This window comes from Paracoccus yeei ATCC BAA-599 (assembly GCF_000622145.1).
Taxonomy (GTDB): Bacteria; Pseudomonadota; Alphaproteobacteria; order Rhodobacterales; family Rhodobacteraceae; genus Paracoccus; species Paracoccus yeei.
On sequence record NZ_JHWH01000001.1, the window covers coordinates 227,109 to 251,546 of the forward strand.

The 24,438-nt window shown below is 67.8% G+C and carries 24 protein-coding genes; 15 read left to right on the forward strand and 9 right to left on the reverse strand.

The window, feature by feature from the left end:
• Genes BU28_RS0101065 through BU28_RS21740 form a run of 4 tightly spaced genes read right to left on the reverse strand, consistent with a single transcriptional unit; the run spans position 1 to position 3,453 of the window.
• Complete coding sequence (locus tag BU28_RS0101065; RefSeq protein WP_028717795.1) at positions 1 to 447, reverse strand: response regulator; 447 nt, start codon at positions 445 to 447, stop codon at positions 1 to 3.
• A complete protein-coding gene (locus BU28_RS0101070; RefSeq protein ID WP_028717796.1) occupies positions 444 to 1,934 on the reverse strand; it encodes a sensor histidine kinase in 1,491 nt (496 codons plus the stop codon). Before BU28_RS0101070 ends, BU28_RS0101065 begins: the two co-directional genes overlap by 4 nt.
• Before the next feature lie 32 nt (positions 1,935 to 1,966).
• Positions 1,967 to 2,566, reverse strand: a complete 600-nt coding sequence (locus BU28_RS21735; protein ID WP_088239218.1) for an NTP transferase domain-containing protein — start codon at positions 2,564 to 2,566, stop codon at positions 1,967 to 1,969.
• Positions 2,563 to 3,453 (reverse strand): XdhC family protein, encoded by an 891-nt coding sequence (locus BU28_RS21740; RefSeq protein WP_051577657.1) that lies wholly within the window; start codon positions 3,451 to 3,453, stop codon positions 2,563 to 2,565. The genes BU28_RS21735 and BU28_RS21740 overlap by 4 nt, the downstream gene beginning before the upstream one ends.
• A gap of 144 nt (positions 3,454 to 3,597) precedes the next feature.
• Between BU28_RS21740 and BU28_RS21745 the strand changes: the two genes are divergently transcribed.
• The 6 genes from BU28_RS21745 to gap all read left to right on the forward strand — a co-directional run bounded on the left by BU28_RS21745 (position 3,598) and on the right by gap (position 9,864).
• Positions 3,598 to 4,113, forward strand: coding sequence for a 2Fe-2S iron-sulfur cluster-binding protein (locus BU28_RS21745; RefSeq protein ID WP_080620646.1), 516 nt, complete (start codon positions 3,598 to 3,600; stop codon positions 4,111 to 4,113).
• Positions 4,110 to 5,072 (forward strand): FAD binding domain-containing protein, encoded by a 963-nt coding sequence (locus BU28_RS0101090; RefSeq protein ID WP_028717797.1) that lies wholly within the window; start codon positions 4,110 to 4,112, stop codon positions 5,070 to 5,072. Before BU28_RS21745 ends, BU28_RS0101090 begins: the two co-directional genes overlap by 4 nt.
• A gap of 1 nt (position 5,073) precedes the next feature.
• Complete coding sequence (locus BU28_RS0101095; protein WP_036761734.1) at positions 5,074 to 7,281, forward strand: xanthine dehydrogenase family protein molybdopterin-binding subunit; 2,208 nt, start codon at positions 5,074 to 5,076, stop codon at positions 7,279 to 7,281.
• A 77-nt stretch (positions 7,282 to 7,358) separates the two neighbouring features.
• Positions 7,359 to 8,216, forward strand: a complete 858-nt coding sequence (locus BU28_RS0101100) for an SDR family oxidoreductase (protein WP_028717799.1) — start codon at positions 7,359 to 7,361, stop codon at positions 8,214 to 8,216.
• A 12-nt stretch (positions 8,217 to 8,228) separates the two neighbouring features.
• Positions 8,229 to 8,456: a hypothetical protein gene (locus BU28_RS0101105; RefSeq protein WP_390965547.1), complete on the forward strand. Its 228-nt coding sequence runs from the start codon at positions 8,229 to 8,231 to the stop codon at positions 8,454 to 8,456.
• Positions 8,457 to 8,862: 406 nt separating this feature from the next.
• Positions 8,863 to 9,864, forward strand: coding sequence for a type I glyceraldehyde-3-phosphate dehydrogenase (gene gap / locus BU28_RS0101110; RefSeq protein ID WP_028717801.1), 1,002 nt, complete (start codon positions 8,863 to 8,865; stop codon positions 9,862 to 9,864).
• 104 nt (positions 9,865 to 9,968) lie between these two features.
• On the opposite strand, the gene BU28_RS0101115 is transcribed toward gap, so the two are convergent.
• A complete protein-coding gene (locus BU28_RS0101115) occupies positions 9,969 to 10,271 on the reverse strand; it encodes a hypothetical protein (protein WP_028717802.1) in 303 nt (100 codons plus the stop codon).
• 140 nt (positions 10,272 to 10,411) lie between these two features.
• On the opposite strand from BU28_RS0101115, the gene pyrC reads away from it, so the two are divergent.
• The 8 genes from pyrC to BU28_RS0101155 all read left to right on the forward strand — a co-directional run bounded on the left by pyrC (position 10,412) and on the right by BU28_RS0101155 (position 19,061).
• The gene (pyrC, locus tag BU28_RS0101120) at positions 10,412 to 11,455 is read left to right on the forward strand and encodes a dihydroorotase (protein WP_028717803.1); all 1,044 of its coding nucleotides are present in this window, start codon (positions 10,412 to 10,414) and stop codon (positions 11,453 to 11,455) included.
• The gene (locus tag BU28_RS0101125) at positions 11,452 to 12,123 is read left to right on the forward strand and encodes an orotate phosphoribosyltransferase (protein WP_028717804.1); all 672 of its coding nucleotides are present in this window, start codon (positions 11,452 to 11,454) and stop codon (positions 12,121 to 12,123) included. The genes pyrC and BU28_RS0101125 overlap by 4 nt, the downstream gene beginning before the upstream one ends.
• Positions 12,124 to 12,352: 229 nt before the next feature.
• On the forward strand, positions 12,353 to 13,852 hold the full coding sequence (locus BU28_RS0101130; RefSeq protein WP_028717805.1) for a replicative DNA helicase: 1,500 nt from the start codon (positions 12,353 to 12,355) through the stop codon (positions 13,850 to 13,852).
• Positions 13,849 to 14,211, forward strand: coding sequence for a DMT family protein (locus BU28_RS0101135; protein ID WP_028717806.1), 363 nt, complete (start codon positions 13,849 to 13,851; stop codon positions 14,209 to 14,211). The genes BU28_RS0101130 and BU28_RS0101135 overlap by 4 nt, the downstream gene beginning before the upstream one ends.
• 61 nt (positions 14,212 to 14,272) lie before the next feature.
• On the forward strand, positions 14,273 to 15,478 hold the full coding sequence (locus tag BU28_RS0101140; RefSeq protein WP_028717807.1) for a multidrug effflux MFS transporter: 1,206 nt from the start codon (positions 14,273 to 14,275) through the stop codon (positions 15,476 to 15,478).
• A 57-nt stretch (positions 15,479 to 15,535) separates the two neighbouring features.
• Positions 15,536 to 16,933 carry a helix-turn-helix domain-containing protein gene (locus BU28_RS0101145; protein WP_028717808.1) on the forward strand — a complete coding sequence of 466 codons (1,398 nt, stop codon included), beginning with the start codon at positions 15,536 to 15,538 and terminating at the stop codon, positions 16,931 to 16,933.
• Positions 16,934 to 17,281: 348 nt separating this feature from the next.
• Positions 17,282 to 18,571 carry a M23 family metallopeptidase gene (locus BU28_RS0101150; protein WP_028717809.1) on the forward strand — a complete coding sequence of 430 codons (1,290 nt, stop codon included), beginning with the start codon at positions 17,282 to 17,284 and terminating at the stop codon, positions 18,569 to 18,571.
• On the forward strand, positions 18,561 to 19,061 hold the full coding sequence (locus tag BU28_RS0101155; RefSeq protein ID WP_028717810.1) for a bactofilin family protein: 501 nt from the start codon (positions 18,561 to 18,563) through the stop codon (positions 19,059 to 19,061). The genes BU28_RS0101150 and BU28_RS0101155 overlap by 11 nt, the downstream gene beginning before the upstream one ends.
• 172 nt (positions 19,062 to 19,233) lie before the next feature.
• Here the strand turns inward: BU28_RS0101155 and coaD are convergent, their stop codons facing one another.
• The 3 genes from coaD to BU28_RS21750 form a co-directional block, all read right to left on the reverse strand.
• Positions 19,234 to 19,737 carry a pantetheine-phosphate adenylyltransferase gene (gene coaD / locus BU28_RS0101165; protein ID WP_028717811.1) on the reverse strand — a complete coding sequence of 168 codons (504 nt, stop codon included), beginning with the start codon at positions 19,735 to 19,737 and terminating at the stop codon, positions 19,234 to 19,236.
• Positions 19,738 to 19,822: 85 nt separating this feature from the next.
• The gene (locus BU28_RS0101170) at positions 19,823 to 20,260 is read right to left on the reverse strand and encodes a CBS domain-containing protein (RefSeq protein WP_028717812.1); all 438 of its coding nucleotides are present in this window, start codon (positions 20,258 to 20,260) and stop codon (positions 19,823 to 19,825) included.
• Positions 20,261 to 20,330: 70 nt separating this feature from the next.
• A complete protein-coding gene (locus tag BU28_RS21750; protein WP_051577660.1) occupies positions 20,331 to 21,263 on the reverse strand; it encodes a LysR family transcriptional regulator in 933 nt (310 codons plus the stop codon).
• Positions 21,264 to 21,371: 108 nt separating this feature from the next.
• On the opposite strand from BU28_RS21750, the gene BU28_RS0101180 reads away from it, so the two are divergent.
• Positions 21,372 to 22,871, forward strand: a complete 1,500-nt coding sequence (locus BU28_RS0101180) for a CoA-acylating methylmalonate-semialdehyde dehydrogenase (RefSeq protein ID WP_028717813.1) — start codon at positions 21,372 to 21,374, stop codon at positions 22,869 to 22,871.
• Positions 22,872 to 22,931: 60 nt separating this feature from the next.
• Here BU28_RS0101180 and BU28_RS0101185 read toward each other — a convergent pair whose 3' ends face one another.
• The gene (locus BU28_RS0101185) at positions 22,932 to 24,362 is read right to left on the reverse strand and encodes an NCS1 family nucleobase:cation symporter-1 (protein ID WP_028717814.1); all 1,431 of its coding nucleotides are present in this window, start codon (positions 24,360 to 24,362) and stop codon (positions 22,932 to 22,934) included.
• Positions 24,363 to 24,438: the final 76 nt, after the last annotated feature.

Sequence of the window (24,438 nt, forward strand, 5' to 3'; positions counted from 1 at the left end):
TCAGGGCGTCTGCGGCACCTGCATGACCGAAAAGAACAGCCCCAGCTGTCGGATCGCATGGGCAAAGCCGTCGTAGTTCACGGGCTTGGTGATATAGACGTTCGCGCCCAGGTCATAGCAGCGCTGGATCTCGCGGGCGTCGTCGGTCGTGGTCAGCACGACCACCGGCGCCAGCCGGGTGTGCGGGTTGGCCTTGACCCGTTCCAGGATGTCCACCCCGGTCATGTCGGGCAGGTTCAGGTCCAGAAGGATCAGCAGGTGGCGCCGGGCGCTGACCTCGCCCGAGCCGTCGGGCCCCAGCAGGTAGGCCAGCGCGTCGGTGCCGTTCTGGAAGGCCGTGATCGGGTTGTTGACGCCCGCCCGGCGGATGTTCTTTTCGATAAGACGAGCGTGGCCCTCGTCGTCCTCGACCATCACGATGGTGACGGGGATTGCCTGATCGCTCATTCGTCGTTGCTCCTGATGGCTGCCCGCAGGTCTATGGGTAGCGTGACGCGGAAGGTCGTGCCCTCGCCAAGGCGCGAGGTCAATGTGATATCGCCGCCAAGCCCGCGGACAAAGGCGCGCACATGGGCCAGGCCCAGCCCCTCGCCCGGCTTGTCCTGGGTGCCGGCGCGGCGGAACAGTTCGAAGACGCGCTCGTGGTCCTGTTCTGCGATGCCGCGGCCGTTGTCCTCGACCTCGATGTCGACCCAGCCGGGGGCGGCACGGCGGGCGCGCATGGCGATGCGCAGGGGCACGTCGGGCCGCGCGTATTTCACGGCATTGTCCAGCAGGTTGCCGATCACCTGCCCCAGCGCGACCCGGTCCGAGACGATGTTGGGCACCTGAACCTCCAGATCAACGCGGGCGTCCGATTCCTCCATCTGGTGGCGCAGCGCATCCACCGCCGCCTGGAACATGGGTTCCAGCGCGATGGCTTCGGGCACCAGTTGCCGGCGGCCCTGGCGGGACAGCTTCAGGATGGCGTTGATCAGCCCGTCCATCTTGCGGGTCGAGGAGCGGATGAAGTTGATCGCCTCGGGCAGGTCCTCGTGCGCGCTCAGCCGGGCCTCGGTCACGTCGCGGCCCTCGGCCTCGGCATCGGCGACGAGCTGCTGCAGGGGCGGCAGGCTCGCCTCAAGCTCGCTGGTGAAGCCCATGATGTTGACCAGCGGCGCGCGCAGGTCGTGGGTGACGATATAGGCGAAGCGCTGCACCTCTTCGTTGGCGCGCGCCAGGTCGCGGGTGCGTTCGCGAATGCGCGCCTCGAGCCCCTGGTTCAGCCGCTCGATCTCGGCCCGGGCCGAGGCGAGCGCCCGGGTGTGGCGCATGACCGTCAGCGTGGCCCCGCCGACCACGGCCAGGATCACCAGCGCGCCCAGGAAGGCCACCCAGCGCAGCAGGCTGGCGGTCTCGCGCTGCCGGTCGACCGCCGCGGCAAAGCCGTGGTCCGCCACCTGCGTCAGCTGGTCGAACCGCTGGCGGATCTGGTCCATCAGGATCTTGCCGCGATCGCTGTCGATGATGCGCAGAACCTCGTCGCGGCGGCCCTGCCGGGCCAGGTCGATGGTCTGCGACAGTTCGTCCAGCTTTTGCCGGATCGCGGGGTCCAGTTCGTCCAGTTGGCCGTGCAGTTCGGGCAGGACCGCGGCACTTTGCCGCAACTGGTCCAGCCGCTGCGGGATCTCGGCGCGGGCGCGTTCGAAGGGGACAAGGTAGGTGTCCCTGCCGGTCAGCAGAAAGCCGCGCTGCCCGGTCTCGGCGTCCTGGACCAGCGACTTGAGGTCGACCAGCGTCGCCCGCGCCTCGCGGATCGAGACGATCGAGGCGGTATAGGTCGTCGTGCGGGCAAACAGCCAGGTGGCCGTGCCCACGATGATGCAAAGCGCGCTGAACCCGATCAGGAACAGCACCAGCGTTCGGCCAAGAATGGACCGGCCAGAGGAATGCACGGCGTAACCCTCGATTCGTATGGTGGAAACGGTTAACCGCCGGGACCGACAGTGTCACGCCCCCCCGGCAGCGACCCGAGGTCGGCGGGGGTGTCGATGTCGCGCGCCTCCGTGGCGCTGATCGGGACCAGCGCGCCGGGCGGCAGCGCCGCGATGAAGTCGCGCGCGCCGCGGTCGCCCTGCGCAAGCGCCGCGACGGCAGCAAAGGACCGGGCGGCGATCACCGCGGGCGGCAGCCGCCGGCCCCCCTGGACGCAGGCCGCGTCGCCCGGACGCGCCAGCAACCGCGCAAGCGTCGCCCCGGTCACGCCCGGCATGTCGCCCAGGCAGATCAGCAGCCGCCCCGCCCCCGCTTGGCGCGCATGATCCAGCGCCGCCAGCAGCGACCGGGCCATGGGCTGGTCCGGGGCGATGCGGATGGGCTGGAACGCCGGCGGCAGGGCAGCGGCGACGGCGTCGCTGGACAGGACCGCCGCAAGCCCGCCGCAGCCAAGGCCGGCCAAGGCACGCGCGGGATGACAGACCAGGGCCTGCCCCCCGACCTGCGCCAGCAGCTTGTCGGGCGCGCCGAAGCGGCGCGATTGTCCGGCCGCCAGCAGCACGCCCATCGTGTCGGGAAAGCCCTGCGTCACGCCGGCGCGGCCGCCGCAGCCACATCCGCCAGCACCGACACCGCCAGGCTGCGCGGATCGCGAACCGAAGGGATCAGCCCGATCCGGTCGCGCAGACGCGCCAGGTTCTCGGGCGGGACGCCGCGCGCCTGCAGCGCGGCCAGGCGGTTGCCCGCCGCCCGCAGGCTGCCCATCGCGCCTATATAGAAGGCGGGGCGGGCAAGCGCGTGCTCCAGCACGGCGATCTCGCGGTCGTGGTCGTGAAAGAACAGGACCACGGCGCTGTGCGGGTCGCTTGCCACGCCCTCGGGCCAGCCATGCAGGCACGAGCCATGGGGAAAGCCGCAGCCGGCCAGCGTGTCGGGATCGGGGGCGTAAAGCTCGGTCAGCCAGCCGGTGGCGTGGACGAGGTCGGCAAACAGCCGCGCCTCGGGCCCGCTGCCGAAGGTCAGGCAGCGCAGCGCGGGCCGGATGCGCAGTTGCAGCGGGCCCAACGGCAGCGCGGCCATGCGCCGCGCCGCCAGATCGGCCCGGGCGCGCGCCACGGCGGCCGGGTCGGGCCGCGGCTCGACCAGGATGTCCAGCGTGCCGCCGCAGGGCAACTGCAGGTCGCGAAAGGGCGAGCCCGCGCCATAGCGCAGGCGTCGGGGCTGGCCATCGCGCAGCGCCTGCGCCGCATGCAGCGCCACGTCCCGGTCGATGCAGCCTGCGCTGAGCTGTCCGTGCAGCGTGCCGTCGGGTTCGATCACCATGCCCGCGCCGGCCAGCCGATAGGCCGGGCCCTGCGTTCCCGCAATCACCGCCAGCGCGGCGCCGGGCCGCCAGCGGTCCAGCGGCAGGTCGGATTGGGGCACCTTCAGGACGGTACCGCTGCGGTCCGGAACCGGGCGGCGGGAATGATCGAACATCGGCATGGCTCGTGCGGGGACTGGCTGGCGGTTCAACGCGGCGGCGCGCAATCCGTTCAATAGCGCGTTTGCAGATCGCCCGGAACCGCCCCGTGGCGCGGGCCGTTCTGTCCGACACCCAGTCACGCGGCCACAGGAGATGTCATGTCCCAGACCCCGCTCGCCAGGCTTGTCGTCAACGGAGAAGCGCACGAGTTCACCGGCGATCCCCGACGCACGCTTCTGGACTTTCTGCGCCACGATCTGGCGCTGTGCGGAACCAAGAAAGGCTGCGACCACGGCCAATGCGGCGCCTGCACCGTCATCGTGGACGGGCGCCGGATCAATTCCTGCCTGTCGCTGGCCGTCATGCACGACGGCAGCGACATCACGACCATCGAGGGGCTCGGACAGCCCGACAGCCTGTCGCCCCTGCAACGTGCCTTCCTGGACCATGACGGATTCCAGTGCGGCTATTGCACGCCCGGTCAGATCTGTTCGGCGACCGCGATGATCCAGGAGTTGCGCGAGGGCTGGCCCAGCTTCGTCTCGGGCGACCTGACGGCGCCGCGGCCCAGCGACGAGGAATTGCGCGAACGGATGAGCGGGAACCTGTGCCGCTGCGGCGCCTATTCCAACATCATCGCCGCCATCCGCGAAACCATGGAGGCCGAGGCATGAGAGCCTTCGATTACGCCCGCGCGGGGTCCGTGGACGACGCGGCCGGCAGCGCCGCCAAGCTGATCGCCGGCGGCACCAACCTTCTGGACCTGATGAAGCTTGAGGTCGAGACGCCCGATCATCTGCTGGACATCAACCGCATCGGCCTGGACCGGATCGAGCAGGCCGACGGTGGGCTGCGCATAGGCGCGCTGGTAACGAACGCCGATTGCGCCGCCGACGCCATGGTGCGGCGCGATTATCCGCTGCTGGCGCGCGCGATCCTTGCCGGCGCGAGCCCGCAGTTGCGCAACAAGGCCACCACCGGCGGCAATCTGTGCCAGCGGACGCGGTGCCATTACTTCATGGACCTGGACACCCGCTGCAACAAGCGCCACCCGGGCAGCGGCTGCGACGCCATCGGCGGGTTCAACCGCATCCATGCGATCCTGGGCGCCTCGGACCAATGCATCGCGACCTATCCGGGCGACATGGCGGTGGCGCTGTCGGCCCTGGATGCCACGGTCGAAATCAAGGGCAAGGCGGGCGCGCGCACCCTGCCCCTGCGCGATTTCCACCGCCTGCCCGGGGACGACCCGTCGCGCGACAACGTGCTGGAAGCGGGCGAGGTCATCACCGCCGTCACCCTGCCCGCGCCGGTCGCCGGCAGGCAGATCTATCGCAAGGTGCGCGACCGGGCCTCCTATGCCTTTGCGCTGGTGTCGGTCGCGGCCATTGTCCAGGTTTCGGACGGCCGCATCAGCCGCGCCGACCTGGCCTTCGGCGGTGTCGCCCACAAGCCCTGGCACGATCCGGCGGTGGGGCAGGCTCTGGTCGGGCAGGAGCCCTCGCCCGCGCTCTTCGACCGCGCCGCGGACCTGCTGTTGCGGGACGCGCGCGGGCAAGGCGACAACGACTTCAAGATTCCCCTGCTGCGGCGCGCCCTTGCCGCCGTGCTGACCGAGGCGACAGGAGCCTGACATGCTGGGACTGTACAACACCCCCGACCAGCGCAACCTGCTGGACCAGACGCGTCAGGGCATCATCGGCAAGCCCCTGAACCGCCCCGAAGGGCCGCTGAAGGTCGCCGGCGCCGCGCCCTATTCCGCCGAATACCAGATCCCCGATTGCGTCGAAGGCGTGCTTGTCACCGCGACCATTGCGCAGGGCAAGGTGACAGCCATCCATCGCGAGGCGGTGATGGACCTGCCGGGCGTTCTGGGCGTCTTTTCGGAAAAGGCGATGCTGCGCCGTCCGGCCCAGGGCACCGCCGGCCAGGCCCCGGCGCAGGATGTGCGGCAGATCGACTATTTCGGCCAGCCGGTGGCGCTGGTCGTGGCCGAGACCTTCGAACAGGCCACCCACGCCGCAAAGCTGCTGCGCGTCGAATACGAGGAAAGCGCCGACACGCCCCTGGACCCGCGCGAGGCGGAGTCCGAGCCGGCGCAAAAGCCCATCCTCCTGGGCGACCTGGACGCCGCCATGCGCGACGCCCCCCACAGCGTCGATCTGACCTATGAAACCGAAGGCCATGCCAGCGCCGCGATGGAGCCGCATGTCTCGATCGCGCAATGGGACGGCGACCGCCTGACGATCTGGGGCAGCTACCAGATGGTCGGCCACAACGTGAAGGAACTGGCCGACAGCCTGCGCATCGCGCCGGGCAAGGTCCGCATCCGCTCGGCCTATGTGGGCGGCGGATTCGGCTCCAAGCTGGGGATCAGCCATGACGCCATCGCGGCCGCCATCGCCGCGCGCGAGCTGGGCCGCCCTGTCCGCGTGGTGCTGAGCCGCCAGCAGGTGTTCCAGACCATCATGCGCCGGTCCGAAACCCGCCAGCGCGTGCGGCTGGCCGCCGATGCAGGCGGTCGGCTGATCGGGCTGGGGCACGAGGCCTGGGTGTCGAACCTGCCCGAGGAAGAGTTCGCCGAGCCGGTGACGCAGGCGACCGAGTTCCTGTATGGCGGCGAGAACCGCAAGATCGGCGTCAACATCGCCCGCATCTGCCGCATGACTGCCGGTTCCGTCCGTGCGCCGGGCGAGGCGGTGGGGATGCAGGCGCTTGAGGCGGCGATGGACGAACTGGCCGAAAAGATCGGCCTTGACCCCATCCTGCTGCGCAAGCGCAACCTGCCCGCGACGCAGCCCGGAACCTCGACCCCCTATTCGTCGCGCATGCTGACCGAGGCGCTGGACCAGGGCGCGCGCGCCTTTGGCTGGGACCGGCGCAAGCCCCGGCCCTGCATGACGCGGGAGGGCGACTGGTGGATCGGCATGGGCGTCGCCTCGGCCGCGCGGGTGAACATGCTGCGCCCCGCCGCCGCCCGCGTGAGACTGGAGCCCGACGGCAGCCTGCGGGTGGAAAGCGACCAGACCGACATCGGCACCGGCAGCTATGCGATCCTCGGCCAGATCGCGGGCGAAATGCTGGGCGTCCCCATCGACCGCGTGACCGTGACCCTGGGCGACAGCGAGCTGCCCACCGGCGCGGGCTCGGGGGGAAGCTTCGGCGCGACCTCGACCGGATCGGCGGTGTTTCGCGCCTGCGAGACGATCCGCGAACGGCTGGCCTATCAGCTTGGCGTCAAGCCCGACGCGCTGGAGATCAGGGACGGCATCGCCAGCGGCGACGGCAAGACCGCATCCGTCACCGACCTGCTGGCCGGCAGCGCCATCGAGGAAATCGGCCGCATCAAGCCTGGCAAGACCTCGCAGGACTATGCCCAAGGCAGCTATGGCGCCTTTTTCGCCGAGGTCGGCGTCAATGCCTGGACCGGAGAGATCAGGATGCGCCGCATGCTGGGCGCCTTCGGATTCGGGCGCGTGCTGAACGCCAAGACCGCAGGCTCGCAATGCCTGGGCGGCATGGTCTGGGGCATCGGCAATGCGCTGACCGAGGAGCTGGTCTTTGACCTGCGCAACGGCCATCTGGTGAACCACGACCTGGCCGAATACCATGTGCCGGTGCATGCCGACGTGCCCGATGTCCAAGTTATCCTGCTTGAGGAACGCGATGCGCCGGCAAGCCCGCTTCAAGCCAAGGGCGTGGGCGAACTGGGCATCTGCGGCGCGGCCGGCGCCATCGCCAACGCCGTCTACAACGCCTGCGGCATCCGGCTGCGCAGCTTTCCGATGACGCTGGACAAGCTGCTTGCCGACCTGCCGGACCCCATGCGGCAACCGGAATGACAGGCCGTCCCCGGCCGCGGGAACGATGCCGTGGCCGGATCGTTGGCCCATGACCCAAAGACAGGAAGGCAGAACCGATGAAAGACTATCCGAAGCCTCCGTTCCCAAAACAGGAACAAAGCCTGCCCGGCAGCTTTCAGAAGATGGACCCCCGGCCCGACCACGGCGAGGAAAGCTGGCGCGGCGCCGGCAGGCTAGAGGGCATGGCGGCCCTGATCACCGGCGCGGACAGCGGGATCGGCCGCGCCGTCGCCATCGCCTATGCGCGCGAGGGTGCGGATGTCGCGCTGTCCTTTCTGGATGAGACCGACGATGCGCGCGACACGGCAGAACTGGTGGGCCAGGCAGGCCGGCGCTGCCTGCTGCTGCCCGGCGATATCGCGGAGCCCGCCCATTGCCGGGCGCTGGTCGACAAGACCGTGGCCGAATTCGGCCGCATCGACATCCTGGTCAACAACGCCGCCCAGCAGCGCGTGTTCGAGCGGATCGAGGACATTCCGGACGAGGAATGGCGCCACACCTTCGCCGTCAACATCGACGCGATGTTCTACATCACCAAGGCGGCGGTCCCGCACATGAAGCCGGGCTCGGCCATCATCAACACGGCCTCGATCAATGCGGACAAGCCGAATCCGCAGCTTCTGGCCTATGCCACGACCAAGGGCGCAATCCAGAACTTCACCACCGGCCTGGCGCAGTTGCTGGCCGAACGCGGCATCCGCGCCAATGCGGTGGCGCCGGGTCCGGTCTGGACACCGCTGATCCCCGCCAGCATGCCGGCCGAGGAAGTGGCCGAATTCGGCAAGAGCTATCCAATGAAACGCCCGGCCCAACCCGTCGAGCTTGCCTCGGCCTATGTGATGCTGGCCGAGCCGATGTCGAGCTATGTCTCGGGCGCGACGATTGCCGTCACCGGCGGCCAGCCGATGATCTGAACCAGGGAGGCCATGATGAAGAACCGACATGTGTATTTCTGCCTTGGGATTGCGGCGGGGTTCCTGCTGAAGGCGGCCTGCGATAACGCCGGCCGAAGGTCCCTCGCCGACGATGGCCCGACCCGCCGGATCCGCCCTGCAGGCCCTTCGGCCATGCGCGAGCCGCCACCCGACTGGGACGAGGTGGACGAGCAGGTGGACGAATCCTTCCCGGCCAGCGATCCGCCCGGAAACTACTGAACCGCAGGCGTGTCGCATCTTGGCGATTGTCCGGGGCGCGGTTTGTGGGCGGACGTCCGGTCAGGAAAAATGCTGGACAGTTCGCCGCTCGGGCGAACCGTGCCCTGTCAAGGACGACCGCGATACAGTTCTGTGCCGGAGCCTGTCGTGACATCATCGGACTCTGCCGCTTCTCTCCTGTCGGTCGCGGCGACAGGAGGGCCTAAAGGCAAGAGGGATGCCGAGGTCCAGACCATCGCCGCCGAATAGCCTCCGCACGCCCCCGTGCGCCGTCCTTCGCGCGAGTCGTGGCGCTAACATGGAAATCGCAGACACTTTCGGCGGATAAGGCGCCTCAGCCGTTTGCATTCCCCCATCAAGCCGCGCTATCAGCAGCGCGCAACATCATCAGCGGCGGAGGAACCCCATGGCTGTCAAGGTGGCGATCAACGGCTTTGGCCGGATCGGTCGGAACGTGCTGCGCGCGATCATCGAATCGGGGCGCAATGATATCGAGGTCGTGGCGATCAACGACCTGGGCCCGGTGGAAACCAACGCCCACCTGCTGCGCTACGACTCGGTGCACGGCCGTTTCCCGGCGACGGTGACCGTTTCGGGCGACCAGATCGACGTGGGCCGCGGCCCGATCAAGGTCACGGCGATCCGCAACCCTGCCGAACTGCCCTGGGGCGATGTCGATGTCATCATGGAATGCACCGGCCTGTTCACGTCCAAGGAAAAGGTCCAGCCGCACCTGTCGACCGGCGCCAAGCGGGTGCTGATCTCGGCCCCCGGCGACAACGCCGACAAGACCATCGTGTTCGGCGTGAACGATGACACGCTGACCAAGGACGACCTGGTCGTGTCGAACGCCAGCTGCACGACGAACTGCCTGTCGCCGGTGGCCAAGGTGCTGAACGACACGATCGGCATCGCCCGCGGCTTCATGACCACGATCCACAGCTACACCGGCGACCAGCCGACGCTCGACACGATGCACAAGGACCTGTATCGCGCCCGGGCCGCCGCGCTGTCGATGATCCCGACCTCGACCGGCGCCGCCAAGGCCGTGGGCCTGGTGCTGCCCGAGCTCAAGGGCAAGCTGGACGGCGTGTCGATCCGGGTGCCGACGCCGAACGTCTCGGTCGTGGACCTGGTGTTCGAAGCCGGCCGCGACACCTCGGTCGAGGAAATCAACGAGGCGATCCGCACCGCCGCGAACGGCCCGCTGAAAGGCATCCTCGGCTATACCGACGAAAAGCTGGTCTCGACCGACTTCAACCACGACCCCCATTCCTCGGTCTTCCACATGGACCAGACCAAGGTGATGGAGGGCCGGCTGTGCCGCATCCTGTCGTGGTACGACAACGAATGGGGCTTCTCGAACCGCATGTCGGACACCGCGGTGGCCATGGGCAAGCTGATCTGATCGGCGACCCCCGCACGAACAATGCAGAACGCGCCCCGGACGGGCGCGTTTTCCTGTTCCGAGGATCATGAACGCCCACGGCAGCGCGAACCCGCGTCGGCGGGCTATTTCTTGCGGGACAGGCGACGGACGTTGTTCTTGGTGCGACGGCGATAGGGGCGCAGGGCCGCAGCCATCACCTCGTCCGCGCGTTGTCCCCGCCCGGCGGCCCGCAGCGCGGCATGCATCGCCTCGGACGCCGCATCGGCCTTTTCGGTGACCATGCGGCTTGGTTCGCACGCATCCTGGCGCAGGATGCCCATCATCCCGGCCGTGCGCAGGGCGATCACCATCTGCGCCTCCAGGGCCATATGCGCCATCTGCTGCCACAGCAGCAGCGGCGCCTGCATCGCAACAAGGTTCAACATTCCCAGACCCATCCTGTTCTCCGGCGGCAAGACACCTTGGCGATCAACGCATATACCCCCCGAACGGTTTGCCAAGCTGTCGTTTTCTCCAGCGCGAGCGGGGTATTTCCAGCGGCTGCCCGCCGGTATAGAGGAAACCCATGACACACTCCGTATCGCTTCGACGCCCCGACGACTGGCACCTGCACCTGCGGGATGGCGACATGCTTGCTGCAGTTGCAGCATATTCCAGTCATTTCGGCCGCGCCATCATCATGCCGAACCTTGTGCCCCCGGTGGTGACGGGTGCGCAGGCTGCCGCCTATCGGGACCGGATTCTGGCGGCTCTGCCCGAAAATGTGACGTTGCGTCCGCTGATGACCCTGTACCTGACCGAGACGACCGATCCCGCCGATGTCGTCGCTGCCCATGCGGCGGGACTCATCGCGGCGGTCAAGCTCTACCCGGCCGGGGCCACCACGAATTCGGCCTCGGGCGTGCGGGATTTCGACAAGGTGCGCCCGGTGCTGGAGGCGATGGCCGAGGCGGGGATTCCGCTTTGCACCCATGGCGAGGTGACGGACCCCGCCGTCGACATCTTCGACCGCGAGGCGGTGTTCATCGACCGCGTGCTGGACCCGGTGCGCCGCGCGACCCCCGGCCTGCGCGTGGTGATGGAGCATATCACCACGGCGGAGGGCGTGGATTACGTCGCAAGCCAGCAGGACATGGGGGCGACGATCACCACCCATCACCTGGTCATCAACCGCAACCATATCCTGGTCGGCGGCATCCGCCCGCATTATTATTGCCTGCCGGTCGCCAAGCGCGAAAGCCACCGCCTGGCGCTACGCCGCGCCGCGACCTCGGGCGATCCGCGATACTTCCTGGGCACCGACTCGGCCCCGCACCCGGACCGCGCCAAGGAATCGGCCTGTGGCTGCGCCGGCTGCTTCACGGCGCCGAACACCCTGTCGATCCTCGCCCAGGTCTTCGAGGACGAGGGCGCGCTGGATCGGCTCGAGGGCTTCGCCTCGCTGCACGGCCCCGCCTTCTATCGCCTGCCGCCGAACGAGGACCGGATCCGCCTGGTCAGGCGCGACGACCCGGCCGAATACCCCACCCATATTGCCGCCGGGGATGAGACCGTCACCGTCTTCGACCCCGGCTTCCCGCTTTACTGGCATGTCGAGGACCCCGCATGACCCTGCCCTTTCCCCCGCGCGAGGAAATCGCCCGCCTGACCGCCCGCATGCTGCTGGAAATCCGGGCGGTGCACTTCAACGCAGCCGAGCCCTATACCTATGCCTCGGGCCTCAAGGGGCCAACCTATATCGACTGCCGCAAGCTGATCTCCTATCCGCGCATCCGCGCGACGCTGATGGACTTTCTGGCGGCGACCGTGCTGCGCGACGCGGGCTTTGATGCCTTCGACAATATCGCCGGCGGCGAAACGGCCGGCATCCCCTTTGCCGCCCTCGTGGCAGAGCGGCTGGAACTGCCGATGACCTATGTGCGCAAGAAGCCCAAGGGCTACGGCCGCAATGCCCGCATCGAGGGTGCGATGAGCGAGGGCCAGCGCGTGCTGCTGGTCGAGGACCTGACCACCGATGGTGGCAGCAAGCTGAGCTTCGTCGACGCGATCCGCGAAACCGGCGCGACCTGCGGCCATACGGCGGTCATCTTCTACTACGGCATCTTCCCCGAAACGACGCAGCGCCTGGCCGACCACGGCGTGCAACTGCATCACCTCTGCACCTGGTGGGACGTGCTGGCCGAGGCCAAGGCGCAAGGCTTCTACGACGCCGCGACCCTCTCCGAGGTGGAAAGCTTCCTGACCGACCCGCGCGCCTGGCAGGCGGCGCATCCCTGAAACGGCGCGGGCATCGTCCCGCCGCACGGTCTCATGGGTATTTGGGACAACAAGGAAGACCAAGGGCAGCGCCAAGTCTTCCTTGTTGCTAAAAATACCCATGCGGCCCTGGCCACCAGCGCAGGGCCTGCCATCCATCCACAGCTTATCCACAGGATATCCCGATGGACGCGAGGACGGCGAAGGTGGATAAGGGGCAACTACGTCGAACATCCGGGAGTCCTCGAGGATGAGCGAGCTGCGCGCCATCGAAATCCGAAAACCCAGCGAGATCGCCGAGGCGGCGGCCGCCCAAGCCGTGCCCTTCTCGATCGAGGCCGAGCAGCAGTTGCTGGGCGCGCTGCTGACGAACAACGAGGTCTATGACCACGTTTCGCGCATCATCCAGCCGCGGCATTTCTACGATCCGGTCCACCGCCGCATCTATGAGATCTGCGTGGAGCGCATCGCCAAGAACGCGCTGGCAAGCCCGGTGACGATCAAGGCCTTCATGGAAAACGACGCAGGGCTCAAGGAACTGGGCGGCCCCGCCTATCTGGCACGGCTGGCGGGGGCGGCGATTTCGTCCCATGCCGCACGCGACTATGCCCAGATGATCCGCGAATTCGCCCTGCGCCGCGACCTGATCGCGCTGGGTCAGGACATTGCGGCCCGGGCCACCACGGTCTCGGTCAGCGATTCCGCCGAGGAGCAGATCAAGGAGGCCGAGCAGACGCTGTACAAGCTGGCCGAACAGGGCGTGGCCGAGCGCGGCTTCCAGAGCTTTCTGTCGGCCGTCACGGGCGCCCTGAACGCGGCCAATGCGGCCTTCAGCCGGGGCGGCGGGCTTTCGGGCATCTCGACCGGGCTGATCGACCTCGATGCCAAGATGGGCGGCCTGAACCGTTCGGACCTGATCATCCTGGCGGGGCGGCCCTCGATGGGCAAGACCTCGCTTGCGACCAACATCGCCTTCAATGTCGCCAAGGTGCACAAGACCGGCCCGCTGCCCGACGGTTCGGTCGGCACGGTGTCGGGCGGGGTCGTCGGCTTTTTCAGCCTGGAGATGTCGGCCGAGCAGCTGGCCGCCCGGATCCTGTCGGAAGCCGCCGAGGTCCCCAGCGAAGCGATCCGCCGTGGCGACATGACCGAGGAGGAGTTCCGCCGCTTCGTGAACGCCGCCCATGACCTGTCGAACTGCCCGCTTTACATCGACGACACGCCGGCGCTGCCGATCAACCAGTTGGCCGCCCGCGCCCGCAAGCTGAAGCGCACCATGGGTCTGGACCTGCTGATCGTGGACTATCTGCAGCTGCTGAAGGCCGCATCGGCCAAGGACAGCCGCGTGAACGAGGTCAGCGAGATCACCCAGGGGCTGAAGGCCGTCGCCAAGGAACTGGACATTCCCGTCATCGCGCTGTCGCAGCTGTCGCGCCAGGTCGAAAGCCGCGAGGACAAGCGCCCGCAACTGTCGGACCTGCGCGAATCCGGCAGTATCGAGCAGGACGCCGACATCGTGATGTTCGTCTTCCGCGAGGAATATTACCGCGAGCGCGAAAAACCCGCCGACCACGAGTTGGACAAGATGGCCGCCTGGCAGCAGATCATGGAATCCTGCCACGGCAAGGCCGAGGTCATCCTGGGCAAGCAGCGCCACGGTCCCATCGGCACGGTGGAACTGTCCTTCGAGGGGCGCTTCACCCGCTTCGGCAATCTTGAAAAGCACCGCAGCTGGGATCGCGGCGAATGAACCTGCCGGTCCCGGTCCTGACCGTCGGACTGCTCATCGCCTCGAACCTGTTCATGACCATCGCGTGGTATGGGCATCTCAAGTTCAAGGCGGTGCCGATCCTGACCGTCATCCTGGTCAGCTGGGGCATCGCCTTCTTCGAATACCTGCTGCAAGTGCCCGCGAACCGGATCGGCTATGGCCACTTCAGCGCCGCCCAGCTGAAGACCATCCAGGAGGTCATCAGCCTGACGGTCTTTGTCCTGTTCTCCTGGATCTATCTGGGCGAAAGGCTGACCTGGAACGTGGCCGCGGGTTTCGCCTTCATCTGCTTCGGCGCCTTTCTGATCTTTCACAACTTCGGCCATTCCGCGCATTGATGCGAAAGACTGCCATACAAAGGCCCGTTGCCTTTCCGCAGGGCGCGGGCCATGAAATGGCATGACCGCGCCCGTCCCCCAGCCTGCCCGCCGCCCTAGCCTTGTCACGCTGGTTTCGATCACCGGCACGGGGGCGCTGGCGATGAACGTCTTCCTGCCCTCGCTGCCCGGCATGGCCGAGCATTTCGGCGTCGATTACGCGGTGATGCAGCTGTCGGTGTCGGGTTTCCTGGCGGTCAGCGCGGTGATCCAGCTGCTCTGCGGGCCGATCAGCGACCGCTTCGGCCGCCGGCCGGTGATCCTGACCTCGTTCGCCATCTTCGTTCTGGCGACGGTGGGCACGCTGCTGGCCCCCAGCGCCGGCTGGTTCCTGTTCTTTCGCCTGATGCAGGCCGTCATCACCACGGGCTTCGTGCTGAGCCGCGCGGTCATCCGCGACCTTGTGCCGGCCGAAAGCGCGGCGGCGATGATCGGCTATGTCACCATGGGCATGTCGCTGGTCCCGATGATCGCGCCCACTATCGGGGGCGTCCTGGACGAAGGCTTCGGCTGGCGCGCCAGCTTTGCCGCCATGCTGATCCTGGGCACCGCCGTCCTGGCGCTGTGCTGGCTGAACCTGGCCGAGACCGCGCGCGGCGGCGGCATCCCGCTGCGCGAACAGGTCGCGACCTATCCGCTGCTGGCGCGGTCGCAGCGGTTCTGGGGCTTTGCGCTGGCCGCGACGCTCAGCGCGGGGGCGTTCTACGCCTATCTGGGCGGCGCGCCCTTTGTCGGCCGCCATGTGCTGCACCTGTCCCCGGCCGAGGTCGGATACTGGTTCGCCGCGCCCTCGCTGGGCTATGCGCTGGGGAACTTCATCTCGGCCCGCTGGTCCACGCGGCTGGGGCTGAGCCGGATGATGCTGGCGGGCTCGGTCATCTGCACCCTGCCCCTGGCGCTGGCGCTGATGGCGGATCTGGCCGGCCGCGACAGCGCGCTGGTGTTCTTCGGCTCGGTCGCGTTCATGGGACTGGGGAACGGCATGCTGCTGCCCAACGCCAACGCCGGAATGATGAGCGTGCGCCCCGAACTGGCCGGCACCGCCAGCGGGCTGGGCGGCGCGATGGCGGTCGCGGGCGGTGCGGCGCTGGCCGCGCTCGCCGCCGCCTTCCTGAACGAAGGGTCCGGCGCGGCGCCGCTTCTTGTCATCATGGTGGCGGTAGGCGCGGGCTCGATCCTGTCGGCGCTGTGGGTCATCCACCGCGAACGGCAGCTTCTGGGCCGCTGAGGGCTTGCGCGCTGCGCTTTGCAAAGGATATCGGTCCTTTGCAAAGGGAGGGCGCTCATGGCCAGTCACAAGATCTATGCCGGCGTTGCGCTGCGTGAAACGCGGTCCCGCGCGGGGCTGACGCAGCGCGCCTTTGCCGACCGGCTGGGCGTCTCGCTGCCCTATCTGTCGCAGATGGAGAACAACCATCGCCCGGTCTCGGCCGGGGTGCTGCTGCGGCTCGCCTCGGAATTCTCGGTCGATCTGGGCGCCATGGCGGTCGGCGACGCCGAGCGGATGGTGGTGGACATGGCCGAGGCCTTTGCCGACCCGCTGTTCGACGCCCCGCCGCCCCGCGCCGACCTGCGGCTGGCCGCGACCAATGCCCCGGCGCTGGCGCGGGCCTTCCTGGACCTTTACCGCGCCCATCGCGATGGGCAGGAACGGCTGGCGGCGCTGGACGAGGCGCTGGGGGCGGGCGGGCAGAACGCCACCCCCTCGCCCTGGGAGGAGGTGCGCGACTTCTTCCATTATTGCGACAACTACATCGACGCGGTGGACCGCGCCGCCGAACATTTCGCCCGCCAGGCCGCACCCGGCGCCACGCCGCTGGAGCACGCCATCGCGGGGCTGACCGCGCGCGGCCTGACGGTCACGACGGCCGAACTGGGCAGCGGCCCCGTCTATCTGCGCGACGGCCCGCAGATCACCCTGAACGCCGCCGCCGAGGCAGCGACCCGCGCCTTCCAGCTTCTGCACCTTTATGCGCTGGAAACCCGGGCCGACCTGCTCGAAGCGACGCTGGAACTGGCGCGGTTCCGCAGCCCGACCGCCCGCGACATCGCGCGGCTGGGCCTGGCGAACTATTTCGCCGGCGCCGCGATGATGCCCTATGGCCGCTTCCTCGAGGCCGCGCGAGCCGAGCGCCACGACCTGGAACGTCTGGCCCACCTGTTCCACGCCTCGCTGGAGCAGGTCGCGCATCGGCTGTCGACCTTGCAGCGCGGCGGCAACCGGGGCGTGCCGTTCTTTTTCGTGCGGGTCGATCAGGCCGGCACCATCACCAAGCGCCATTCGGCGACCCGGATGCAGTTCGCCCGCTTTGGCGGCGCCTGCCCCCTGTGGAACGTGCACCAGGCGTTCGAGACGCCGGGCCGGTTCCTGCGGCAGCTGGCGCAGACGCCGGACGGCAAGCGCTATCTGCTGATGGCGCGCGATGTCTCCAAGCACGCCGGCGCCTTTGGCGCGCCTGTCCGCCGGTTTGCCATCGGCCTGGGATGCGAGATCAGCCACGCCCGCGACCTGGTCTATTCCGACGGGCTGGACCTGGCGAACCCCGCCCTGTTCGAACCGATCGGCGTGTCCTGCCGCATCTGCCCGCGCCCTGACTGCCATCAGCGTTCGGTTCCACCGATGGATCGCAATATCCGCATCCCGGCCGACCGTCCCGGCCCCCTGCCGTACGAGATCGCCTGAAAACCCGGGCTGTTTGCCTGGCATTTGAGCAGGCAAGCGGAATATCGCACAAGATGATGCGTACCTTGGCCCAGTCTCATACCAAGGGATGAGAACCGGGATTAGGCCAGCGATTGCCGGCGCTTGCAGGGATTTTCTGAAAACATCCTGTAGTTGCATTCCGATGCGCCTCGCGCGCATCGGCGACAAACCACCGGAACCTGTCTGACGGGTCGGCACCAATCCGCCCATCGGCTGCGCAATAAATCCTGGGTTGTTGCGCTTTCACCACAGGTCGGATTTATGAGCGCCTAGCGCGCCGCCCACGACGAAGGGACAGGCGCGATGCAAACAGATGGACCAGGGACATTGCGGATCACTCACAGCCTGAATTCGGTGCTTGGGCGCTGGTTGCCGGAACAGCGTCTTTTCCTGAAATCGGATGATTCCACCCGGTTCCTGCGCCTGACCCCCACCACCCAGTTCGCCGGCCTGATGGGCAGCGCCCTGGTCTTTGGCTGGACCATCGTGGCAAGCTCGATCCTGGCGGTCGATGCGGTGGGCGGACACGGTGCCCAGGGCGCCGCCCGCAGCCAGGAGGCGTTCGAGGCCCGGCTGTCCGACCTGTCCGCGGAACGCGACAGCCGCGCGGCCGAGGCTGCCGCCGCCCAGAACCGCTTTGCCCTGGCGATGGACCAGGTGTCGCAGATGCAGTCCCGCCTGCTGGACGCCGAAGCCCGCCAGCGCGAATTGCAGGCGGGCCTCGGCGCCGTGCAATCGACGCTGCAGGCCGCCATCAAGGACCGCGACGGCGCCAAGGCGCAGGTCGCCGCCGCCGAGGGCCAGGACCCGGCCAAGCGCACCGCCGAGCTGCAGGCGGCGCTGGATATCGTCTCGGCCGAGTTGAACCGCGCCGCGACCGACCGCAGCGATGCCATGCGCGCCGCCGAGGACGCCCGCCGCACCGCCGAGGCGCTGACCATCGAGCGCGACCAGATCGTCGCCCGCAACGACGAGATCCTGTCTCAGGTCGAGGACGCCGTGACCGTCTCGGTCAAGCCGCTGGACCAGATGTTCCGCAGCGTCGGCATGAACCCCGACGAGGTGCTCAGCACCATCCGCCGCGGCTATTCCGGCGAGGGCGGGCCGCTGAACCCGATCAGCTACTCCTCCAGCGGCAATGCCGAGATCACCCAGCGCGAGGCCAAGGCCAACGAGATCCTGATCACGCTGGACAAGATGAACAGCTATCGCATCGCGGTCGAAAAGATGCCGCTGGCGATGCCGGTCAAGAACGCCTTCCGCTATACCTCGCCCTTCGGCCGGCGCTGGGGCCGCGCGCATGAAGGCGTGGACCTGGCCGCGCCGGTCGGCACGCCTGTCTATGCCACCGGCGAAGGCAAGGTGATCTTTGCCGGCTGGCAAAGCGGCTACGGCAATCTCATCAAGGTCCAGCACGAGCTTGGCACCGAAACCCGCTATGGGCACCTCTCCAAAATCAAGGTCAAGGTCGGGCAAAAAGTGTCGCAGGGCAGCCTGATCGGTGCTATGGGCAATACCGGCAGGTCGACCGGCCCGCATCTTCATTATGAAGTTCGCGTGAACGGCCGTGCCGTGAACCCCATGACCTTCATCAAGGCAGCCCAAAATGTTTTCTAAGACCCGCGTGACCGAACCCGGACCCCGGACTCAGCCGGCGCCCGAGCCTGAAGCACCGCGCAGCCATGAACCCAATTTCGACGTGCCGCCGACCGCGCCCGCGCCGCGCCCGCGCACCGCGCCGTCGGTGCTGGCGGCGGACCTGACCGTCACCGGCAACATCCGCACCCAGGGCGACATCCAGATCGAGGGCACGGTCGAGGGCGACATCCGCGCCCGCCTGCTGACCGTGGGCGAAAGCGCCACTCTGCGGGGCGAGATCGTCGCGGATGAGGTCGTGGTCAATGGCCGCGTGGTCGGCCGCGTCCGTGGCCTCAAGGTGCGGCTGACCGCCACCGCGCGGGTCGAGGGCGACATCATCCACAAGACCATCGCCATCGAATCCGGCGCCCATTTCGAAGGCTCGGTTCAGCGCCAGGAAGACCCGCTGGCCAATGGCGCGACGCCCAAGCTGGCGCCGCCCGCTTCGAAGCCCTCGGCCCAGGGCTAAGCCCTTTTCCTTTGCCAGCGCGTCCTGCCGGGCGGTCCATCGGGCCGCCCTTTTGCGTTACGCCGGCTCTTGCCCCGGGGCGGGGTCGGGCTGCGGATCGGGCAGAGGCGGCCGCAGCGGGTCGGGAATGGGTTGGGGTTCCTTGTCGTGGCGCGGCTGCATGATCGTCCCCTTATCCCGCGCGGTCGGCGAAGCGGCCGATCAGCGCCTGGTTCACGGCCGAGGGAACGAACTTCGTCACGTCGCCCCCCAGCCGGGCGATTTCCTTGACCAGCTTCGAGGCGATGGCCTGCCGTCGGGCATCGGCCATCAGGAACACCGTCTCGATGCTGGCGTCCAGCGCGCGGTTCATGCCGACCATCTGGAATTCGTATTCGAAATCCGCGACCGCCCGCAGCCCGCGCACGATCACGGAGGCGCCCACGTCGCGGGCGCAGTCGATCAGCAGGTTCTCGAACGGATGGACCAGAATCTCGCCGCCGACGCGGTCGGTGATCAGGGCGCATTCGCGGCGCACCATCTCGACCCGCTCGTCCAGGGAAAACAGCGGGCCCTTGTCGCGGTTGATCGCGACGCCGATCACCAGCCGATCGACCAGCGCCAGCGCCCGCTGGATGATGTCGAGATGACCCAGCGTGATCGGGTCGAAGGTTCCCGGATACAACCCGATGCGCATGACTGCCCCTTCCTTGTCGCGGACCCGTGCAGCGAAACAGCCTTTCGTGCACGGGTGCAAGGGCTTCGCTGTCGAAAGCGCGGGGTCAGTTGCCCATGATCATCCCGGTCAGCGCCTCCTTCTCGGCCGCAAGCTCCTTCAGGCGGGCCGAGACGGCGTCGCCGATGGACACGATCCCCAGCATGTGCCCGTTTTCGTCCACCACCGGCAGGTGGCGGAACCGGCCCTGCGTCATGCGGTCCAGGATCACCAGCGCGTCGTCGCCGGTCGCGCAGGTCATCAGCTTGCGGGTCATCAGCTCGCTGATCGGCTGGTCCAGGATCGCGGCGCCGCGCTTGCCCAGTTCGCGCACGATGTCGCGCTCCGACAGGATGCCCAGCGGCACCTTGCCATCCTCGGAAACCACGATCGCACCGATGCGCTTGTCCGACAGCAGCTTGGCCGCCTCGGCCACGGTAGCGGTCGGCGCGACGGTAAAGATTTCGCCGCTGGCCTTCATCGACAGGATCTGGTTCACGAGCATTGCTGTTCCTCCGTTCGGGCTGGCAATAGGCTGCCCTGCACGGCCAGCGTCACCGCAACCCGCGCTTGCGTCAAGCCCGCTGTTGGGACTGCCCGTCCAGCCCGGCCTCAAGCCCCGGCACCAGCCCTTGCAGGCGCGCGACCTCGGCCCGGATGCCCTGGGCCAGGGCCTCGGCCAGGCGGCTCATGCGCTGCGACCGGCGGTCGTCGGGGTGGCGGATCAGCCAGAAGCTGCGGGTCAGCGACAGCTCGTCCGTCAGGATGCGCCGCACCCCGGGACAGAAGGGGATCGCAAAGTCGTGCACGATCCCCAGGCCCGCCCCCGCCCGGATCGCCTGCATCTGGACCGAGACCGAATTCGAGGTCAGTTGCGCCCAGTCGGCCCCCGTCTCGGTCAGGTAGTCCAGCTCGCGGTCAAAGATCATGTCGGCGATATAGCCGATCATGCGGTGCCCGCGCAGGTCCGCGCGCGTGCGCACGGGGGGATGGGCGCGCAGATAGTCCTGATGCCCGGCCAGGTGCAGGTGATAATCGGTCAGCCGCTGCACCATCAGCCGCCCGGTCTGGGGCTGGGACACGGCAATGGCCATATCGGCCTCGCGCCGCGACAGGTTGAAGACGCGGGGCAGCGCGACGATCTGGATCTCCAGCCCCGGATGCGCCTCGCACAGGCGCGCGCAGACCTGGGGCAGCAGATAGTTCGCGCAGCCGTCGGGCGCGCCGATGCGGATCTGGCCGGTCAGCTCGCCCGGCCCCGACAGCGCGTCCCGCGCGCCCGACAGCGCCAGTTCGACTGCCTCGGCATGGGGCAGCAGCCGCTCGCCCTCGGGCGCAAGCGCATAGCCCTGCGGCGTCTTGACGAACAGCGTCGCGCCAAGCGCCTGTTCCAGCCGCGCCACCCGGCGCCCCACGGTCGAGGCATCGACCCCCAGCCGCCGCCCGGCACCGGACAGGCTGTCCTCGCGCGCGACGGCCAGGAAGATGCGCAGGTCGTCCCAGTCCATACTGCGGCCCCTTTGCAGAAATGCAAAACGCTTTTGCCAGACTTCCTCTTTTTCCGGCAATGCTGCAAGTCTATGGTGCCGCAAGATCAGATGCCACGGGAGGCGTTCATGGAAGAACTTTCGCACTGGATCGACGGCCGCGAGGTCAAGGGCACTTCGGGTCGCTTCAGCGATGTCTACAACCCCGCGACCGGCGAAGTGATCGCCAAGGTGCCGCTGGCCACCGCCGCCGAGCTTGACGCCGCGATCCAAAGCGCCGCGCGCGCCCAGGTGACTTGGGCCGCCACCAACCCGCAGCGCCGCGCCCGGGTGATGATGAAGTTCGGCCAGCTCATCAACGACAACATGGACACGCTTGCCGAGGTCGTCTCGCGCGAGCATGGCAAGACCCTGCCCGACGCCAAGGGCGACGTGCAGCGCGGCCTTGAGGTGATCGAGGTCTGCATGGGCGCGCCCGCGATGCTGAAGGGCGAGTTCACCGACAATGGCGGGCCGGGCATCGACCTGTATTCGATGCGCCAGCCGCTGGGCGTGGTCGCGGGCATCACCCCCTTCAACTTCCCCGCCATGATCCCGCTGTGGAAGATGGGCCCGGCGCTGGTCTCGGGCAACGCGATGATCATGAAGCCGTCCGAGCGCGTGCCCTCGACCTCGATCCTGCTGGCGAAGCTGGCGCAAGAGGCCGGGCTGCCCGACGGCGTGTTGCAGGTGGTGAACGGCGACAAGGAAATCGTCGACGCGATCCTGGACCATGACGTGATCCAGGCGGTGGGCTTTGTGGGGTCCACGCCGATCGCGCAATACATCTATGGCCGGGCGGCGACGAACGGCAAGCGCGCGCAATGCTTTGGCGGCGCCAAGAACCACATGATCATCATGCCGGACGCCGACCTGGACAAGGCCGCCGACGCGCTGATCGGCGCGGGCTATGGCGCGGCGGGCGAACGCTGCATGGCGATTTCCGTCGCGGTGCCGGTGGGGGAGGCGACCGCCGACGCTCTGATCGAACGGCTGGTGCCGAAGATCGAGAAGCTGAAGGTCGGCCCCTATACCGCGGGCGACGACGTGGATTTCGGCCCCGTCATCACCAAGGCCTCGCAGGAGCGCATCAACCGGCTGATCGCCTCGGGCGTGGACCAGGGCGCGGAGCTGGTCGTCGATGGCCGCGACCTGAAGATCCAGGGCTATGAGAACGGCTTCTTCTGCGGCCCGTCGCTGTTCGACCGCGTGACCCCGGAGATGGAGATCTACAAGGAAGAGATCTTTGGCCCCGCGCTGACCCAGGTGCGCACGCAAAGCTATGACGAGGCGCTGAAGCTGGTCATGGACAACGACTATGGCAACGGCACCGCGATCTATACCGCCGACGGCGATACGGCGCGCGACTTCGCCAGCCGGGTGAACGTCGGCATGGTCGGCATCAACTTCCCGATCCCGGTGCCGCTGAGCTATTACAGCTTCGGCGGCTGGAAGAAGTCGGCCTTTGGCGACCTGAACCAGTATGGCCCGGACGCTTTCCGGTTCTATACCAAGACCAAGACGGTGACCGCGCGCTGGTTCTCGGGGATCAAGGACGGGGCGGCGCTGAACTTCAAGGCGCTGGACTGATCGAAGACGCGGGGGGCCTGCCCCCCGCGCCCCCCGGGGTATTTTCCCAACAAGGAAGACCTAACGGTCGGCGGATCGCAGGATGTAATAGCAGCCGCCGCCGATCAGCACGCCGAAGAACCAGCCGTAGATGCCCCACCACGAGGGCAGCAGGCTGGTGAAGGTCGGCAGGATCGAGCTGAAGACCATGCCGATGCCGAAGGCGATGAAGGCCTTGACGTGCCACCCGTTCTGAAAGCGGAATTCGCCATGTTCCTGATAGAGCGCCTCGACGTTCACCACGCCTTTGCGGATCAGGTAGTAGTCCACCATCATGATCCCGAAGATCGGCCCCATGGTCGAGCCGATGAAGTTCACGAAATGCGTGGCGTTGGTTTCCCAGGGCGCCCAGGGGTAGAGGATCAGCGCGATCAGCGCCGCGATCAGCCCGCCCCGCTTGAAGCTGATGTAGCGCGGGATGGTGTTCGAGAAGTCGAAGGCCGCCGAGACGAAGTTCGCAACCACGTTGATGCCCAGCGTCGCGATGGCGAAGGTCGCCGCCGCCAGAAGCGCCAGGAACAGGCTGTCGAACTTGGCGCTGATCTGGTCGGGATGCAGCAGCACCTCGCCATAGACGTGCCAGGCGGCCGTGGTAGTGACGCCCGCGACCAGGCAGAAGGCCAGCAGGTTCACCGGCAGGCCCCAGGCATTGCCCAGGCGCAGCGCCCGTTCGTCGCGGGCATAGCGCGAGAAGTCGCAGAAGTTCAGGTAGAGCGCCGCGAAATAGGTGATCCAGGTCGCCGCCACCGCCATCAGCGTCACGAACGAACCGGGCGTTCCCGGCACGCCCGCGGCGCGCGTGGCCTCGAGCAGGATCTCTTGCGGGATCTCGTCGCCAAAGCTGAAGGTGCCGGACTTGACGATCAGGTAGACGGCGAGCATCAGCATGGCGACCCAGACCGCGGGGCCCGCCCAGTCCTGAAAGCGGCGCACCGTCTCCATTCCGTTCTGGATGATCAGCAGTTGCGCGCCCCAGACGAACAGATAGCACAAGAGTTCCAGCGTGGAATGGCCCAGCATGTGGCTGGTCTGGTGGAACTCCAGCATGGCCGGGCTGCGCAGCAGAAGCGCCACGATCGCCCCCGAGGCGGCGGCGGTCTGCGCGCCGTACCAGAAGCAGGCGACGACCGCCCGCACCAGCGCCGGCACGTTCGCGCCGAAGGTGCCGAAGCTGGCGCGCGCCAGCACTGGGAAGGGCACTCCGGTGCGCACGCCGGCCAGGCCCACCATCTGCATCAGGGCATAGATCACCAGGGACCCGATGCCGATGGCCAGCACGAAGTTCAGCAGGCTGCCGCACAGCAGGAACAGGCTGGCCGCCAGGTAATAGCCCCAAAGGCTGTGCACGTCCGAGGTCCAGACGTTGAAGATGGAAAAGGCCCCCCATCGGCGGTCCCGGGCCGGGGCAAGGTCCTCGTTGTAAAGCCTGGGAGAGGGATTTGTGATCTGCATGACGTCCCCACGTTCATTGCACCCGTCCGCTTGACGGTGCCCCTCAGCCTAGGCGATCCATGGGGGCGCACCAGGG